14 protein-coding genes are annotated in these 16,079 nt (G+C 57.8%); 3 read left to right on the top strand and 11 right to left on the bottom strand.

Features of this window, described 5'->3' with window-relative positions; translation table 11 throughout:
• Window positions 1-34 precede the first annotated feature (34 nt).
• Genes L466_RS08130 through L466_RS08140 form a run of 3 tightly spaced genes read right to left on the bottom strand, consistent with a single transcriptional unit; the run spans window position 35 to window position 2,592 of the window.
• A complete protein-coding gene (locus L466_RS08130) occupies window positions 35-1,216 on the bottom strand; it encodes an acetyl-CoA C-acetyltransferase (protein WP_032681200.1) in 1,182 nt (393 codons plus the stop codon).
• A 9-nt stretch (window positions 1,217-1,225) separates the two neighbouring features.
• The gene (locus tag L466_RS08135; RefSeq protein ID WP_014169704.1) at window positions 1,226-1,882 is read right to left on the bottom strand and encodes a CoA transferase subunit B; all 657 of its coding nucleotides are present in this window, start codon (window positions 1,880-1,882) and stop codon (window positions 1,226-1,228) included.
• Between the two features lie 2 nt (window positions 1,883-1,884).
• Complete coding sequence (locus L466_RS08140) at window positions 1,885-2,592, bottom strand: CoA transferase subunit A (RefSeq protein WP_032677981.1); 708 nt, start codon at window positions 2,590-2,592, stop codon at window positions 1,885-1,887.
• A gap of 140 nt (window positions 2,593-2,732) precedes the next feature.
• Between L466_RS08140 and L466_RS08145 the strand changes: the two genes are divergently transcribed.
• On the top strand, window positions 2,733-3,656 hold the full coding sequence (locus L466_RS08145; RefSeq protein ID WP_020884395.1) for a LysR family transcriptional regulator: 924 nt from the start codon (window positions 2,733-2,735) through the stop codon (window positions 3,654-3,656).
• On the opposite strand, the gene L466_RS08150 is transcribed toward L466_RS08145, so the two are convergent.
• From L466_RS08150 to L466_RS08185, 8 genes are all read right to left on the bottom strand, one after another.
• Window positions 3,623-4,402: a heme ABC transporter ATP-binding protein gene (locus L466_RS08150; RefSeq protein WP_032681199.1), complete on the bottom strand. Its 780-nt coding sequence runs from the start codon at window positions 4,400-4,402 to the stop codon at window positions 3,623-3,625. The genes L466_RS08145 and L466_RS08150 overlap by 34 nt on opposite strands.
• Entirely contained in the window at window positions 4,395-5,387 is a 993-nt protein-coding gene (locus L466_RS08155) for a FecCD family ABC transporter permease (protein ID WP_032681198.1), read from the bottom strand. Before L466_RS08155 ends, L466_RS08150 begins: the two co-directional genes overlap by 8 nt.
• Window positions 5,387-6,208, bottom strand: coding sequence for a heme/hemin ABC transporter substrate-binding protein (locus tag L466_RS08160; RefSeq protein WP_032681197.1), 822 nt, complete (start codon window positions 6,206-6,208; stop codon window positions 5,387-5,389). The genes L466_RS08155 and L466_RS08160 overlap by 1 nt, the downstream gene beginning before the upstream one ends.
• The gene (locus tag L466_RS08165) at window positions 6,205-7,233 is read right to left on the bottom strand and encodes a hemin-degrading factor (protein WP_032681194.1); all 1,029 of its coding nucleotides are present in this window, start codon (window positions 7,231-7,233) and stop codon (window positions 6,205-6,207) included. Before L466_RS08165 ends, L466_RS08160 begins: the two co-directional genes overlap by 4 nt.
• Before the next feature lie 47 nt (window positions 7,234-7,280).
• Window positions 7,281-9,266 (bottom strand): TonB-dependent hemoglobin/transferrin/lactoferrin family receptor, encoded by a 1,986-nt coding sequence (locus L466_RS08170; protein ID WP_032681193.1) that lies wholly within the window; start codon window positions 9,264-9,266, stop codon window positions 7,281-7,283.
• A 76-nt stretch (window positions 9,267-9,342) separates the two neighbouring features.
• A complete protein-coding gene (hemP, locus tag L466_RS08175) occupies window positions 9,343-9,531 on the bottom strand; it encodes a hemin uptake protein HemP (protein ID WP_020884389.1) in 189 nt (62 codons plus the stop codon).
• Window positions 9,532-9,697: 166 nt separating this feature from the next.
• Window positions 9,698-10,744 (bottom strand): 3-deoxy-7-phosphoheptulonate synthase AroH, encoded by a 1,047-nt coding sequence (gene aroH / locus L466_RS08180; protein WP_025204385.1) that lies wholly within the window; start codon window positions 10,742-10,744, stop codon window positions 9,698-9,700.
• A 152-nt stretch (window positions 10,745-10,896) separates the two neighbouring features.
• Complete coding sequence (locus tag L466_RS08185) at window positions 10,897-11,730, bottom strand: posphoenolpyruvate synthetase regulatory kinase/phosphorylase PpsR (RefSeq protein ID WP_032681192.1); 834 nt, start codon at window positions 11,728-11,730, stop codon at window positions 10,897-10,899.
• A gap of 335 nt (window positions 11,731-12,065) precedes the next feature.
• On the opposite strand from L466_RS08185, the gene ppsA reads away from it, so the two are divergent.
• Together ppsA and L466_RS08195 are read left to right on the top strand one after the other, a co-directional pair.
• Window positions 12,066-14,444 carry a phosphoenolpyruvate synthase gene (gene ppsA / locus L466_RS08190; protein WP_020884386.1) on the top strand — a complete coding sequence of 793 codons (2,379 nt, stop codon included), beginning with the start codon at window positions 12,066-12,068 and terminating at the stop codon, window positions 14,442-14,444.
• A 232-nt stretch (window positions 14,445-14,676) separates the two neighbouring features.
• Entirely contained in the window at window positions 14,677-16,077 is a 1,401-nt protein-coding gene (locus L466_RS08195) for an MFS transporter (protein WP_020884385.1), read from the top strand.
• Window positions 16,078-16,079 lie beyond the last annotated feature (2 nt).

The raw sequence follows: 16,079 nt of genomic DNA, 5'->3' as shown, positions 1-16,079 counted from the left end.
TATATTCGGGTACCAACGAGATGTCCGGGCGCGGTTAGCGCGCAAGGGTTAATGCAATGCCTTGCCCACCTCCCACACACAGGGTGACGAGCCCTTTTTTCGCGTCGCGGCGTTGCATCTCATGCAGCAGCGTGACGAGGATCCGACAGCCAGAGGCGCCGATGGGGTGGCCAATCGCAATCGCACCACCGTTAATATTCACCTTACGTTCATCCCAGCCGAGCAGTTTGCCAACGGCCAGCGCCTGCGCGGCAAAGGCTTCATTTGCTTCAATGACGTCCACTTCATCCAGCGCCCAGCCAGCCCGGGCCAGAGCCGTCTGGCAGGCGCTGACCGGCCCGATGCCCATCACCGATGGATCAACGCCGGTCACGGCATAACTCACGACCCGTCCCAGGATCGGTAATCCGCTTTCCCGCGCTTTTTCACCGCTCATTAACAGCACCGCAGCGGCACCATCGTTCAGGGTTGAGGCATTACCCGCCGTCACCGTTCCATCTTCACGACGAAAGGCAGGGCGCAGGTGCGCGAGTTGCTCAGCGGTGGTTCCCGGCCGGGGTTGTTCATCACTGCTGACCAGGCGCGGCGGCTTTTTACCCTCGCTCACCGTGACCGGAGCCATCTCCGCGTCAAACAGACCGCGCGCAATGGCCGACGCCGCTTTTTGCTGCGACCGGGCGGCAAAAGCGTCCTGCTGCTCGCGGGAGATACCATACTGGCGGGCAACGTTTTCCGCGGTGATGCCCATGTGATAATCGTTAAATGCGTCCCACAGGCCGTCCGTTATCATGCTGTCCTGCAACCCTGTATGACCAAAACGCAACCCTGACCGCGCACCGTCCAGCAGGTAAGGGGCATTGCTCATGCTCTCCTGGCCGCCAGCGATAACCACGTCGGCATCGCCGCAGCGGATAGCCTGCGCGGCGAGCTGCACCGCTTTTAAGCCAGCACCGCACACCAGATTGACGGTTGTCGCGGGCGTACTGACGGGCAATCCGGCCGTGAGAGCGGTCTGACGGGCGGGGTTTTGTCCACACCCTGCCGTCAGCACCTGACCGAAAATCAGTTCGTCTACCTGATCTGCGCACAGCTGGCTGTTCTCAAGCAGGCGACGAACCGCTACGGCACCCAGTTCAACCGCGGAAAGGGAGGAGAGCGATCCGCGAAAACTGCCTACAGGGGTTCGCGTGGCCCCGACAATCATGACCTCATTCATGTTCACTCCTCAGTTGAAGCGCATCTCGCGCACGTCGTCCGCCACGATGATTTTCCCGGCTGTTTTACTGACGATGTCGTCAATACTGACGCCGGGGGCGTATTCCCGCAGAATGAACGCGCCGTCTTCAATCTCCAGCAACGCAAGGTCGGTTAACACCCGACGGATGCAGCCAGCGCCGGTCAACGGCAGCGTGCAGCGCGGCAGCAGTTTTGACTCTCCGTTTTTTGCGGCATGGGTCATCACCACAATGATGTTCTGCGCCCCGGCGACCAGATCCATCGCGCCTCCCATCCCTTTCACCATCTTGCCCGGGATCATCCACGAGGCGATGTTGCCTTCGACATCCACTTCGAACGCCCCGAGTACGGTCAGGTCAACATGACCGCCCCGGATCATGGCGAACGACTGGGCCGAGTCGAAAATGGCGGCACCGATCCTCGCGGTGACGGTCTGCTTACCGGCGTTGATCATGTCGGCGTCAAGGCTCTGCTCATCCGGAAAGGCTCCCATCCCCAGCAGGCCGTTTTCAGACTGGAGCATCACGTCCATTCCCGCCGGAATATAGTTCGCCACAAGGGTCGGGATCCCTATCCCCAGGTTGACGTAGTAACCGTCGCGCAGTTCTCGGGCAACGCGCATGGCCATCTGTTCACGGGTTAACATCTTCAGACTCCCTCTGCGCGCAGCGTGCGCTGTTCAATGCGTTTCTCGAACTGGCCGACAATCAGCCTGTCGACGTAGATCCCCGGGGTATGAATGGCCGACGGGGGCAGTTCGCCCGGGGCGACGATCTCTTCCACTTCTACCACCGTTATCCGGCCCGCGGTGGCCATCAGCGGGTTAAAGTTTTGCGCGGTATGGCGATAGATAACGTTGCCGTACCAGTCCGCTTTCCAGCCCTTGATCAGCGCAAAATCGCCGGTGATGGCCTCTTCGAGGACATAATGCTTGCCGGCAAACTGGCGAACTTCCTTGCCAGCAGCCACGGGGGTACCATAGCCGGTGGCCGTATAAAACGCCGGAATACCCGCTCCGCCAGCGCGAACCTTTTCTGCCAGGGTTCCCTGTGGGGTGAGTTCCACTTCCAGCTCGCCGCTCAACACCTGTTGCTCGAACAGCGCGTTTTCGCCCACGTACGACGCCACCACTTTTCGTACCTGGCGCGTCTCAAGGAGTATCCCGAGACCAAAACCATCGACGCCGCAGTTGTTTGAAACCACCGTCAGCCCCTGCACCTGACGGCGTCTGACTTCGGCAATCAGGTTCTCAGGAATGCCGCACAGGCCGAAGCCGCCTGCCAGCAATGTCATTCCGTCCGTCAGCCCGTCCAGCGCCTGCGCATAGCTGCCGACGCGCTTATCCAGTCCCGCCATAATCATCCCTCCCGTTATCCGTGCCGGTATCATTAGGGGCGGCGACTCATTTGTTAATTTTGAATTTGTGACCCACTCATTTGGTTTTTTTATTAATTTCCTGTTAACTAAATTTTTTCAATTAGTTAACAAGGTGAAAAATGAGAATGAGTGTCAAACAGTTACGCGCGTTTTTAGCGGTAGCTCACACTCTGAATTTCGCGCATGCCAGTGAACGGCTGAATCTTTCCCAGCCGGCGCTCAGCCTGACGATCAAGGGTCTGGAGGAGGCGCTGGGGGGACCGCTGTTGCAGCGCAGCACCCGCAAGGTGGCGCTGACGCAGGAGGGGGAAACCTTTTTACCGATGGCGCGGCAGCTGCTGGCGGACTGGGATAACGCCGAAGAGGCCATGCATCAGTGCTTTACGCTGCAGCGCGGCAAAATCTCAGTCGCGGCGATGCCGTCATTTGCGGCGAATGTCCTGCCGGAGGTGCTCAAGGCATTTCGCGATCGCCACGCCGGGATCAACGTCACCGTGCACGATGTTATCAACGAGCAGGTAATTGAAATGGTGCGGGAAGGGCGGGTCGAGATGGGGATCGCGTTTGAACCGGCGCCGACCCATAACCTGCTTTTTACGCCGTTGGGTCTCGATCGATTTGTCGCCATTGTGCCGAAATCATCCGCTCTGGCAGCCAAAAAACGCCTTTCATGGGAGGCGCTACTGACGCTGGATTTCATTACCCTGCAGCGCCCTTCGGCCGTTCGTCTGATGATGGAAGAGGAGCTGGCCCGCAGCGGTCGTAAACTGGATGTGGCGCTGGAGAGCCATCAGCTGGTGACGGTGGGCAGAATGGTCGCCAGCGGTCTGGGCGGCAGTGCGGTCCCGGCACTGTGTGAGGCGCAGATGACCTCGTTAGGCGCGGTCTGTATTCCACTCGATAACCCGCCGATTGAAAAATGCATCGGCGTGATCCACCCCGGGCATACGCAGCTTTCAAAAGCGGCGCATGCCCTGCTTGAGACGCTGAAAGATTTTTATCAGCCCGGTCAGGGGGCGAGAAACACCTGCGGTGAGGCGTGAACCGGATGTGGGCCAACGTATACCTGAGCGCCATACCACCGGGCCAGCGCGTCGGCCTGTAAAACCATTTCCGGCGTGCCCTGAGAAACCAGCGTGCCGTTATGCAGCAGCAGGATCCGGTCCGCCCACAGCGCTGCCAGATTGAGGTCGTGCAGCACCACGCACACGTGAAAATCGCCCTGACGGGTCAGGGATTTCAACAGCCGCAGCAGATGCTGCTGGTGGTAAAGATCCAGCGCGGAAGTGGGTTCATCGAGAAACAGCCAGCCGCGTGGCCCGCCGTCATGCCAGAGCTGCGCCAGGGCGCGGGCGAGCTGGATCCGTTGTTGCTCGCCACCGGAGAGGGCCGAAAAGTGTCGGTCTGCGAGGGGCAGGCAGCCCGTTATCGCCATTACGGCTTCGACAACCGGGGCTTCCGGGTAGCGCGTCCAGGGCGCGCGGCCCATACCCACCACCGCGTCGACCGGCCAGTCGAAACCGAGCTGCGTATTCTGGCGCATCACTGCCCGGCGGCGTGAAAGCTTTTGCGGGTGCCACGCCTCAAGCGGCGTACCCGCCAGGCTGCATTGCCCGCCAGAAGGCGTGAGATAGCCCGTGAGCAGGCGCAGTAACGTCGATTTTCCGGCACCGTTAGGCCCAATCAACGCCACCATTTCCCCCGGAGATAACGCCAGCGACACGTCGTTGATAAGCGTCCGTTGCCCGACCTGATAAACAAGACGTTCCGCGCGGTAGCGTTCAGCCATGTGCGCCTCCACGACGAAAAATGAGCCACAGGAACCACGGCGCGCCGAAGAGACTGGTCAGTAAACCGACCGGCATTTCAGCCGGTGCGACCAGCGTGCGCGCCACCGTATCGGCAACCAGCAGCAGCGACGCCCCGGCCAGTACGGAGCCGGGGATCACGGCCCGGTGATCGGCGCCCAGCCACATCCGTATCAGGTGCGGCACCACCAGACCGACAAAACCAATCACCCCGCTGACGGCAACCGCGGCGGCAACCAGTAAGGCGCTGCACAGCAACAGGATCCGCTGTACCGTCGCCACCGCCACGCCAAGGTAGTGCGCTTCTTCTTCACCCAGCTGCAGTAAATTGAGCGTGCAGGCAAGACGCCAGATAATCAGAACGCCTGGCACCATCAGCGAGGTGACGGCCAGCAGCGTAGACCACTGCGCCTGACCCAGGCTGCCCATGCCCCAGAGGGAGAGCTGGCGAAGCTGGGCATCATTGCTGAGCCATGACAGTACGCCGACTGCCGCACCGCACAGGGCATTGAGGGCAATGCCTACCAGTAACAGCCGTGAAAGTGTGCTGTTACGCTGCTGGCTAAGGACAAAAATGACGAAGGTGGCCGCCAGCGCACCCCCAAATGCCGCGATCATGGGAGCGTAAAGCATCATCAGCGCGGGGAGCGAGAGGGGAATGACCACCCACAGCGCTACGGCCAGCGCAGCGCCGCTGCTGATCCCAAGCAGCCCCGGATCCGCCAGCGGATTACGAAAAAGCCCCTGCATAACGCAGCCTGCCAGCGCCAGCGAGCCGCCGGTGACCAGCGCCAGCAGAACCCGGGGGAGACGAATGGTCAGCCAGATCTGACGCAGGGTTTCATCACTGCCGCGCCACAGCAGACTGACCGGCAGATGCAGTGCGCCAGCCCCGGAGGCCGCCAGCGTCATGACCGTCAGGATGGCGGCCAGCATCCACAGCGACAACGCGATCCGTCGGGACATCAGGGCAGTTGCTCCGCCCGGGTGCGCAATTGCTGTATGGCCTGCGGCGTGCGCACGCTAAAGCCCAGCAGCGCCATATCGTCGATGGCCAGCACCTGCCTGTTCCGTCCCGCCGGCGTTTGCGCCAGGCCGGGAAGTGTCCACACATTCGCTTCGCCACCCAATGCCTTTACGCCGTCCTGCGAAATCACGACAAGGTCAGGCTGGCTGGCAATCACGCCTTCCTGGGACAGCGGCTGATAACGGGTAAAGCCCTGCATCGCGTTTTGCAAACCCGCTGCGCGAATGGCTGCATCCGCGGCGGTCTGTTGTCCGGCAGCCATCGCGGTCATCCCGCCGTGGTTGAGGATAAACAGCACCCGTTTGTCGAGTGGCGAGGTGGGCAGGGCTGTCAGCGCCTGGCGCAGCGTAGCGCGCAGTGCGTCACCCTGTGCTTCGCGATGCGTCGCTTCGGCAATGACTCGCACCTTGTCGTCAATCACGCTCAGGTCATGACTGCCGGGAACGGTGACGACACTGACGTGACTTTGCTCGACCTGTTTTAACGCCAGCGAGGGCTGCGCCTGGGCACTGGCCAGCACCAGCGTCGGGCGCATGGATAAGATCCCCTCCGCGTTAAGCTGGCGCAAATAGCCGACGTCGGGCAGGGCGTTCGCCGCCTGCGGCCACTGGCTGGTGCTGTCGCGGGCAACCAGTGACGATCCCGCGCCAAGGGCATAAACAATCTCAGTCACGTCACCCCCCAGGGCGACAATTTTCTGCGGTGTGGCCGCGAACGTCACCAGCGGCAGGGCGCAGAGCAGGGCGAGCCATTTTTTCATGCGGCCAGCCCTTTTCGGGTCAGGGCGTCGACCTGGCTGCGCCACTGACGCTGCTCTGGTTCACCTTCGCTGCGTTGACCGTACAGTTGAGCGATTTGCGTCCCGTCGGCGGCGAAGAGCTCCAGGCTGGTGACGTGCCCGTCAGCGGTGGGTTTACGCGTCACCCATGTTTCGGCGATGGACGTATCCCGCAGATGCAGGGTAAAGGTTGGGTTGAAGATGTTGAGCCAGCCTTTCATCGGGACGACGTTTTCCACCACGCCGGTAAAGATCTGCACGCAGCCGCGGTTGCCGACGAAGATCATCATTTCATTCCCCTCCAGGCGGACCGTTTCCAGCAGCTGTGCCAGAGCGGTGTTGTCTACCCTGCAGGCCAGATCGTCGCCCACCAGACGAAACGCCTGCTGGCGGCTCAGATTGTGGCGCTTCAGCAGGCCGAAGAACTGATGCACGTCGGTCATGGCGCGCCACTCCTGATCAACGAGGGCGGCATCAGCCTTTTCGTTGTGGGCAGGGACATCGGCATGCTTCAGTGCCAGTGGCGGATTATCGGCAAAGATAAAGCGCGTAAGCAGGTCGCCCCAGGCAGAAATATCGGTGTTATCGGTCGTGTAAACTTTCAGCAGGGCATCGCCCTGAAGGTCGAAGAACTGAATGCTCTGACGCTCACCGCGGGCGGTGGTTTCACAGATGTGGAACGCGCTCGCCCACTGGTTGAGAAACAGACGCAGATCCAGCGCCCGCGGATTCAGTACCAGCCCGGCGTGGCCGCCAAGGTGTTGATGCGTAAACGCGCCCACCTGCTCGTGAACTGCATAGTCGTTACGACAGATGCATTTGGTCTCGCCCACGGCTTCCAGCGCGCCGATGATTTCGCGGATGTCGCCGTGCAGGCGCCAGGCGTCGTGGCCCACGCGGGCGAAGGTCAGCTCTGCTTCGCTGATGTTCATTAAGCCTGCGATGTCACGTGCGTATTGACCTGGATTTTCTTCTTTCAGCGCAAGCCAGCGTGTGTAGTGATTCATTGTCTCTTCCTTTCGAATAAGGGCCCCGGCAGGCCGGGGCGTGGGGATTACCACTGGTAACTCACAAAAATCTTACCGTTGCGTCCGTCCTGAGGAATGCCCTGAGGAGACCAGTACGCCTTGTCGAACGCGTTACCCAGCACCAGCGTCGTGGTTACCCCTTTGAGCTGCTCCTGGCCTTTATAGCTTACGTAGAAATCGTTAACCGCATAGCCAGGCTGTTCGCTGTAACTACTGCTGATATGGGTTGAGCGATCGACGAAGGTGCCGATCCAGCCGACGGAAAAACCGCTTTGCGCCACCGGGATATCCAGCTTGCTGGTGACGGTATCCGGGTTGATGCTGGAGATATACTCGCCCGTATCGGTATCTTTTCCCCGGGTGCGGTTATAGGCGACGTCGAGGTTGAACAGGTCGGCCGTGTATTTCGCAATCACGTCCCAGCCCCAGATTTTGGCGTGGGGAACGTTCATGGACATGGTGGTCGCAGCCGCAAAATCGACGCTGGTGGAGATGTAGTCTTTGGCTTTGGTGTCGAAGTAGCTGGCCTTGAATTCCAGCGCATCGTTAGCAAGCATGACGTCGTCAAAGCGCAGTCCGAAGCCAAACTCCTGCGTTTCATTGGTTTCCGGACGCAGGTTCGGGTTCGGTACCCAGTAGTTAGTGTAAAAGCGGCCGATGGAGAAGTGTTTGGCGTCGTTATACATTTCACCCATGGTCGGCGCACGGAAGGCCTGTGCGTAAGAGCCGAACAGCATCAGCCAGTCGGTCGGGCTGACGGTCAGTCCTGCACGGGAGGACCATCTGTCCGCGTTCACATCGTCGTATCCTTCACTGCTCCCGCGGTAATTATCGTAACGGGTACCGCCGAGAAGCGTGACCGGCAGGTCGCGCAGGGTGATCTCGTCCTGCAGCCAGCCGGAGCTGAAATCGATTTTAGCCTCCGGGAAGCCGGTGGTGGTGCCCCCCGGATGTTGCTCCTGACGGTAGTATTCGCCGCCATAGGTCAGAAGATGTGAGGCAAACGTGTCGCTGAACAGACGGGTGCGGTTTTCCACTTTGCCACCTTTGGTGGTCTGCTTGCGAAACTCGCCGGTGCCGTCAATGTTCTGGGCGTTAATGCGCGTTTCAGACCAGTAGAGTTTCGCATCGGCATTCAGCCAGTCGTTGCCCTGGGGAGCCAGGTGATAGCCCAGCTGAACGTCTCGCTGAATGGTGGAGCGATCGGTCATGGGATTGCTGCTGGCGTCTGCGGCGGGGGTTTGCGGGTTTTTTGGCTCCTGCGCCGCGTTATTGTAATAGCGCAGGGATCCGCTCAGCGTCTGGGCCGGGTCGATGGCCCAGCGGCCTTTTGCCAGCATGTTGTTGATGGATTCGTCATTCGGCGCTTTTCCACCGTCGCTCTGGCGCAGATCGCCGCGATCGCGGCTCGACCAGGCAACCAGTCCGTCCAGGGTTTCGGTACGCCCGTAAGCGCTGGCCCCCATGCCCAGACTGTGATCGCCCGTCGCGCCCGTACCAAACACGCGGTAGCCGCTGTTTTTGCCCGGTTCCAGCAGGTCATTTGCATCGGCGGTGTCATACGCGATCACGCCCCCCAGCGCGCCGCTGCCGTACAGTAAGGCTGACGGGCCGCGAACCACTTCGATACGTTTAATCAGGGCCGGGTCGAGGAATGTGCTGTTCAGGTGGCCAGTGTCGGTCCCCTGGCGCACGCCGTCCACCAGCACCAGCACGCCGCGACGGTCGTAACCGCGCAGGTTGACGTCCTGACCGTTGGTGCGCCCGGTGCCGTCAAGCATCAGGCCTGGGACGTAGCGTAGCAGGTCGGCGGCGGAGCTGGCGGTCTGATTTTCCGGGGCCGCGGTGTCAATCACGCTGACCATCATCGGGGCTTCGAAGGCGCTGCGGGCGTTGCCGGTGGCGATAACGGTCATGTCATCTGTGGCCGCAAACGTGACGCCCGGCAGGGCGCTGACAACGGATAGCGCAAGGCAGGACGGACGCAAAAATGCGGAATGCAGGTGTGGCATAGCAACTCTCCATAAAGAATCGAAAGCGCTGGCTGCCTGGGGATCACCTGGGTGGCTGGCGAAGGTATTGTGATATTTATTTGGTGAGGATCAGCTTCCCGGCATGGGTCTGGCGCAACAGATAAAGCTGGCCGTCATGCTCGATGATCACGCGTCCCTCGTCCCCCAGCAGGCTTTTACTGTCGATCCGACGATCGGTGCGCGCTGGGGCAGGTGCTGTGTGTGTGTTTTCGGGCGTTGCCGCGTTGTTATCCGTACGTGACATAATGTTTATAAATAACAATCAATGTAACAATGATAATCATTATCAACAAAGTGAAAATTCACGGCAAGCGTTTTTGTGAAAAAACTGTGATGGGATCAAAACAGAAGAGGATGTGGCCGTGCGCGAACGTAGACCCTCTCCCGCAGGAGAGGGTAAAAGGCAAGGACTAAAAACGTGAATCGACCGCTGCCGCCAGTTTCTCCAGCAGCAGTTCGCTGTCTTCCCAGCTCAGGCACGGGTCGGTGATCGACTGGCCGTAAACCATTGGCTGTCCGGCTACGATTTTTTGCGTGCCTTCCCGGATAAAACTTTCGGCCATAATGCCCGCGATGGCGGTTGAACCGCTGACGATCTGCTGGCAGATCTCATCACACACGTCCAGCTGGCGGCGATGCTGTTTCTGGCAATTGCCGTGGCTGAAATCCACCACCAGGTGTTCCGGCAGGTCGAACTCGGCCAGCGTTTCACACGCCGCAGCAATATCTTGCGCGTGGTAATTAGGCTTTTTCCCGCCACGCATGATGATATGCCCGTATGGGTTGCCGCTGGTCTGATAAATGGTCATCTGACCGCGCTTATCCGGCGACAGGAACATATGGCTGGCACGCGATGCACGGATCGCGTCAACGGCAATTCGCGTGTTGCCATCGGTACCGTTTTTAAATCCAACCGGGCAGGAGAGGGCAGAGGCCATCTCACGGTGGATCTGGCTTTCCGTGGTGCGCGCACCGATAGCGCCCCAGCTGATGAGATCGGCGATAAACTGTCCGGTCACCATATCGAGAAACTCGGTGGCCGTCGGTACGCCCAGCTCATTGACCTGCAAAAGCAGTTTACGCGCCAGCTCAATGCCATAATTAACACGGTAGCTGCCGTTCAGGTCCGGGTCGGAAATCAGCCCTTTCCAGCCCACGACGGTGCGCGGTTTTTCAAAGTAGGTGCGCATGACAATTTCAAGGCGATGCTGGTACTTGTCCCGCAGTCCCTGAAGCCGTTTTGCGTAATCCATTGCGGCATCCAGATCGTGGATGGAGCAAGGGCCAATCACCACCAGAAGACGTTTGTCTTCGCCATTTAGGATTTTTTCAATGCGACGGCGGGATGCCGTGACATGTTCCGCTACACCCGCGGAAACAGGATGCCGCTGTGCCAGTTCAGCCGGTGTGACCAGGCTGTCAATGCGCGCAGTGCGGAGTTCATCGGTTTTATTCATGAAATGTCTCAGAAAAATTTTTGCTTCATCGGCAGACTACCGGGAAGTGATGGGCATCACCTTAAACCAATCCCTGCTGAATTCAAGTTCGGCGCGTCTGCGCGCCGAGGATGTGGTGATGATACCCGATTCTGAGTTATTGTACTAGCATGTTAGTACATGCGTCGGTTGAGCCCCATGATATCGAGGATTTTGGTGGCGATCTCTTCTACCGAATAGTTAGTGCTGTTTAGCCACGGGATCTGGTTTTTGCGGTACAGCGCTTCCACCTCGGAAACCTCCATTCGACACTGGCGCATTGAGGCGTAGCGGCTGTTCTCACGGCGTTCTTCACGTATTGCCGCCAGCCGTTCCGGGTTGATGGTCAGGCCAAACAGCTTGTGCTGGAGCGGCTTAAGGGCGGCTGGCAGCACCAGATTGTCCATGTCGTCAGCAATAAAGGGGTAGTTGGCGGCGCGGATACCGAACTGCATCGCCAGGTAAAGGCTGGTCGGGGTTTTCCCGCAACGCGAGACGCCAAGCAGTATCACCTGCGCCTGGTCGAGGTTACGCAGCGAAATACCGTCGTCGTGCGCCAGGGTGTAATCAATGGCGGCGATACGCGCATCGTATTTGGTCAGGTTGCCGGGGTTCAGCCCATGCGTTCGGTGAGCGATAGGCGTCGGATCGAGTTTCAGTTCGCTCTGCAGCGGGGCCACCAGCGCCTGGACGATATCCTGACAAAACCCTTCACTTTGCAAAATAATCGCGCGAATTTCAGGGATCACGATGGAGTAGAAGACCAGCGGGCGGACCCCCGTCTGCTGGAAGATGGCGTTAATCTGGTCCTTCACCGCCTTTGCACGGCTCTCATTTTCCACAAACGGCAGCGTGATGCTGTTAATCGAAACGGGGAACTGCGACATCACCGCATGTCCCAGCACTTCGGCGGTAATCGCCGTACCATCAGAAATATAAAAAACGTGGCGATCGACAGCATTATCCATTTTACCCACCCTGAATATCGTACGTAATTGTCTGAAAGCATAAATTAAAAAAGTAAATTACACAGCAAAGAACTTATCCTAATTATAAATGAAACGGTGTTTTTGATTTTCCTGAAAAGTGGATTTCATTTTCCAATTAGCGACTTAATTTTTAGGGTTTTTGGCTGAATATATAGGAATCATCGGGTTAGCGGATGGTGGGAAAGTATCCGAAAAGTTGAAAATTTAAATTGCTTACACGATTCACCGTTTTTTTAGCGGAAATAATTATGCCAGTATAAATACGTAGTCAGGTGTTTCTTACTCCGATCAAATATCACAAAAGGATTGTTTCGATGTCCAACAATGGCTCGTCACCGCTGGTGCTTTGGTATAACCAACTCGGCATGAATGATGTAGACAGAGTTGGGGGCAAAAATGCCTCCCTGGGTGAAATGATTACAAATCTGTCGGGTATGGGTGTCTCCGTACCGAACGGGTTTGCCACAACCGCCGATGCCTTTAACCTGTTTTTAGACCAGAGCGGTGTAAACCAGCGCATTTATGACCTGCTGGATAAAACGGATATTGATGATGTGACCGAGCTTGCGAAAGCCGGTGCCCAAATCCGCCAGTGGATTATCGACACACCTTTCCAGCCGGAACTGGAAAAAGCCATTCACGAAGCCTATAACCAGCTCTCAGCAGATGATGCCCAGGCGTCGTTTGCCGTGCGTTCTTCTGCCACCGCGGAAGATATGCCCGATGCGTCATTCGCCGGACAGCAGGAAACCTTCCTTAACGTCCAGGGTTATGACGCCGTGCTGGTGGCGGTGAAGCACGTTTTCGCGTCCCTGTTCAATGACCGCGCCATCTCTTACCGCGTGCACCAGGGCTATGACCATCGCGGCGTGGCGCTTTCTGCTGGCGTACAGCGCATGGTGCGCTCCGACGTGGGCTCTTCCGGCGTGATGTTCTCCATCGACACCGAATCCGGCTTCGACCAGGTGGTGTTCATCACCTCGGCGTGGGGTCTGGGTGAGATGGTAGTACAGGGCGCGGTGAACCCTGACGAATTCTACGTTCATAAGCCGACGCTGGCCGCAAACCGTCCGGCGGTCGTTCGCCGCACGATGGGCTCGAAAAAAATCCGCATGATCTATGCCCCGACGCAGGAGCATGGCAAGCAGGTTAAGATTGAAGACGTACCGCAGGAAATGCGTGACCGTTTCTCCCTGACCGATGCAGAAGTGCAGGAGCTGGCGAAACAGGCGGTACAGATCGAAAAACACTATGGCCGTCCGATGGATATCGAATGGGCCAAAGATGGCAACACCGGCAAGCTGTTTATCGTGCAGGCGCGTCCGGAAACTGTCCGCTCCCGCGGTCAGGTGATGGAGCGTTATACCCTGCACGCACAGGGCAAAATCGTGGCGGAAGGCCGCGCGATTGGTCATCGCATCGGTGCCGGTCCTGTCAAAGTGATCCATGACATCAGCGAGATGAACCGCATTCAGCCAGGCGACGTGCTGGTGACCGACATGACCGACCCGGACTGGGAACCGATCATGAAGAAAGCAGCGGCCATCGTCACCAATCGCGGTGGCCGTACCTGCCACGCGGCAATCATCGCCCGTGAGCTGGGGATCCCTGCCGTTGTCGGTTGCGGTGACGCGACCGAACGCATGAAGGACGATCAGAAAGTGACCGTCTCCTGTGCGGAAGGCGATACCGGTTACGTGTATGCCGATATTCTCGACTTCAGCGTGAAGAGTTCAAGCGTCGATACCATGCCGGATCTGCCGCTGAAGATCATGATGAACGTTGGTAACCCGGATCGTGCGTTTGACTTTGCCTGCCTGCCGAACGAAGGCGTTGGCCTGGCGCGTCTGGAATTTATCATCAACCGTATGATTGGCGTTCACCCGCGCGCGCTGCTGGAATTTGACGACCAGGACGCGAAGCTGCAGAACGAAATCCGCGAGATGATGAAAGGTTACGACTCGCCAAAAGAGTTCTACGTCGGTCGTCTGACCGAGGGGATCGCCACGCTGGGCGCGGCGTTTTATCCGAAGCGCGTGATCGTGCGTCTGTCCGACTTTAAGTCAAACGAATACGCGAATCTGGTGGGGGGTGAGCGTTACGAGCCAGAAGAAGAGAACCCAATGCTCGGCTTCCGTGGCGCCGGACGTTATGTTTCTGACAGCTTCCGCGCCTGCTTCGCGCTGGAATGTGACGCCGTGAAGCGCGTGCGCAACGACATGGGACTGACCAACGTTGAGATCATGATCCCGTTCGTGCGTACCGTGGATCAGGCAAAAGCGGTGGTGGAGGAGCTGGCACGTCAGGGTCTGAAGCGCGGCGAAAACGGGCTGAAGATTATCATGATGTGTGAAATTCCGTCCAACGCCCTGCTGGCTGAGCAGTTCCTGGAGTACTTCGACGGCTTCTCTATCGGCTCGAACGACATGACGCAGCTGACGCTCGGTCTTGACCGTGACTCCGGCGTGGTCTCTGAACTGTTTGATGAGCGTAACGAGGCGGTGAAAGCGCTGCTGTCGATGTCCATCCGCGCCGCGAAGAAACAGGGTAAATATGTCGGGATTTGCGGTCAGGGTCCGTCTGACCATGAAGACTTTGCCGCATGGCTGATGGAAGAGGGGATTGACAGCTTGTCTCTGAACCCGGACACCGTGGTGCAAACCTGGCTGAGCCTGGCCGAACTCAACAAGTAACGCCATCAGCACCAGAAAAAGGCGAGGATATATTCCTCGCCTTTTTTTATTTCATGCCTTATTTGCTCCCCATCACAAATAAAGTAAAAAACCAAATATCATAATTTGTCTGTTAATTTAGACAATTGTTAGCGCGCAAAGCGTTGCTAATACTTGAGCCTTACCGCGCATTTCCCTCGCTGATGCGCAACTGGTTGAAATACGTTTTAACCTGATAAAAAGGCAAATAACAATGACAATCTCCTCTGTATTGCGTACCAAAGATAAAATAGGTTATGGCTTAGGTGATATGGCCAGTGCGCTGGTCTGGCAAACGGCAACCTTATTTCTCGCCTATTTCTATACGGATGTTTTCGGTTTGCCGGCGGCCATCATGGGTACCATGTTTTTAGTGGTGCGCGTGGTGGATGCTTTTGTCGACCCTTGCATCGGCGCGCTGGTCGACCGCACCCAGACGCGGCACGGTCGCTTTCGTCCCTGGCTGCTGTGGTTTGCCATCCCATTTGGCGTAAGCTGCCTTATCACCTTCTATGTACCGGACGTCGGGCCGACGGCGAAAATCGTCTATGCCTGCGTTACTTACGCCATCTTAAGCCTTATTTATTCCGCGATTAACGTCCCGTATTGCGCTATGCCCGGGGCGCTGACGCTGGATCCGCGTGAGCGTCACTCGCTGCAGTCCTGGCGCTTCGGCCTGTCGTTCATCGGCGGGTTGATTGTGACGGTGATCGCCTTACCGCTGGTCTCGCTGTTAGGCCAGGGCAACGTTCAGAAAGGCTATTTCTATGCCATGAGCATGATGGGCCTGCTGGGTATTATTCTCTTCTTCTGCTGTTTCCTGATGACCCGCGAGCGTTATTCCCCGCGTAATGACACCTCGGGTTCGATGATCGGTGATTTAAAACTGCTGGCCGGAAATAGCCAGTGGCGAATTGTTTTCCTGTTTAATATTTTGCTGTTAACCGCAGTGGTGACGCGTGGTTCTGCCACCATGTATTACGTGAAATATGTGCTTCTGCGCCCGGAGCTGGTATTTGCCTTTATTGTTTCCGGGATGGTGGCGTCCTTAACGGGGGCTTTATTATCTGAACGTTTGCTGGGGAAATTTGACCGCGTCCGTGCCTATCAGTGGACCATTATTTCCTTCGTGATTTTTGGCGCGCTGATTTTCTTCCTGCCGCCTTCGCAGATCTGGCTGATTTTTGGCCTCAACATTATCTTTAGCTTTATTCAGAACCTGACCACGCCGCTGCAGTGGACCATGTTCTCTGATGTGGTCGATTATGAGGAGCATCGCAGCGGCCGTCGTCTGGATGGTCTGGTCTTTTCTACCGCGCTGTTTGCCATCAAATTTGGTCTGGCGCTGGGCGGGGCGGTGGTCGGTTGGGTTCTCGGGATGGTGGATTATGCGCCCGGTCAGGCAACCCAGGCACCGCACGTGCTCTCTACCATTAATGCGCTCTTCACCCTCATCCCCTGCGTGCTGTTCCTCTGTATGGTCGCGCTGCTGACCATTTACAAACTCAACAGCAAGCTCGTCAATTCCATCGCCCGCGAGCTGGCCAGCAAACGCGAGGTGCGAGACGAGACAGGACAACTCACCCCGGCCACCCATTCCGCAATACAGGAGTAACA

The sequence above is a fragment of the Enterobacter sp. BIDMC 30 genome (genome assembly GCF_000534355.1).
Taxonomy (GTDB): Bacteria; Pseudomonadota; Gammaproteobacteria; order Enterobacterales; family Enterobacteriaceae; genus Enterobacter; species Enterobacter ludwigii.
This window is presented reverse-complemented; position numbering and strand designations above follow the sequence as displayed.

Bases quoted from the DNA above. Each gene is read 5' to 3' on its own strand.
- L466_RS08170 (WP_032681193.1), bottom strand. From the start codon at position 9,266: ATGCCACACCTGCATTCCGCATTTTTGCGTCCGTCCTGCCTTGCGCTA.
- L466_RS08185 (WP_032681192.1), bottom strand. From the start codon at position 11,730: ATGGATAATGCTGTCGATCGCCACGTTTTTTATATTTCTGATGGTACG.
- L466_RS08155 (WP_032681198.1), bottom strand. From the start codon at position 5,387: ATGTCCCGACGGATCGCGTTGTCGCTGTGGATGCTGGCCGCCATCCTG.
- ppsA (WP_020884386.1), top strand. From the start codon at position 12,066: ATGTCCAACAATGGCTCGTCACCGCTGGTGCTTTGGTATAACCAACTC.
- L466_RS08195 (WP_020884385.1), top strand. From the start codon at position 14,677: ATGACAATCTCCTCTGTATTGCGTACCAAAGATAAAATAGGTTATGGC.
- L466_RS08135 (WP_014169704.1), bottom strand. From the start codon at position 1,882: ATGTTAACCCGTGAACAGATGGCCATGCGCGTTGCCCGAGAACTGCGC.
- L466_RS08140 (WP_032677981.1), bottom strand. From the start codon at position 2,592: ATGGCGGGACTGGATAAGCGCGTCGGCAGCTATGCGCAGGCGCTGGAC.
- L466_RS08165 (WP_032681194.1), bottom strand. From the start codon at position 7,233: ATGAATCACTACACACGCTGGCTTGCGCTGAAAGAAGAAAATCCAGGT.
- hemP (WP_020884389.1), bottom strand. From the start codon at position 9,531: ATGTCACGTACGGATAACAACGCGGCAACGCCCGAAAACACACACACA.
- L466_RS08160 (WP_032681197.1), bottom strand. From the start codon at position 6,208: ATGAAAAAATGGCTCGCCCTGCTCTGCGCCCTGCCGCTGGTGACGTTC.
- L466_RS08150 (WP_032681199.1), bottom strand. From the start codon at position 4,402: ATGGCTGAACGCTACCGCGCGGAACGTCTTGTTTATCAGGTCGGGCAA.
- L466_RS08145 (WP_020884395.1), top strand. From the start codon at position 2,733: ATGAGAATGAGTGTCAAACAGTTACGCGCGTTTTTAGCGGTAGCTCAC.
- aroH (WP_025204385.1), bottom strand. From the start codon at position 10,744: ATGAATAAAACCGATGAACTCCGCACTGCGCGCATTGACAGCCTGGTC.
- L466_RS08130 (WP_032681200.1), bottom strand. From the start codon at position 1,216: ATGAATGAGGTCATGATTGTCGGGGCCACGCGAACCCCTGTAGGCAGT.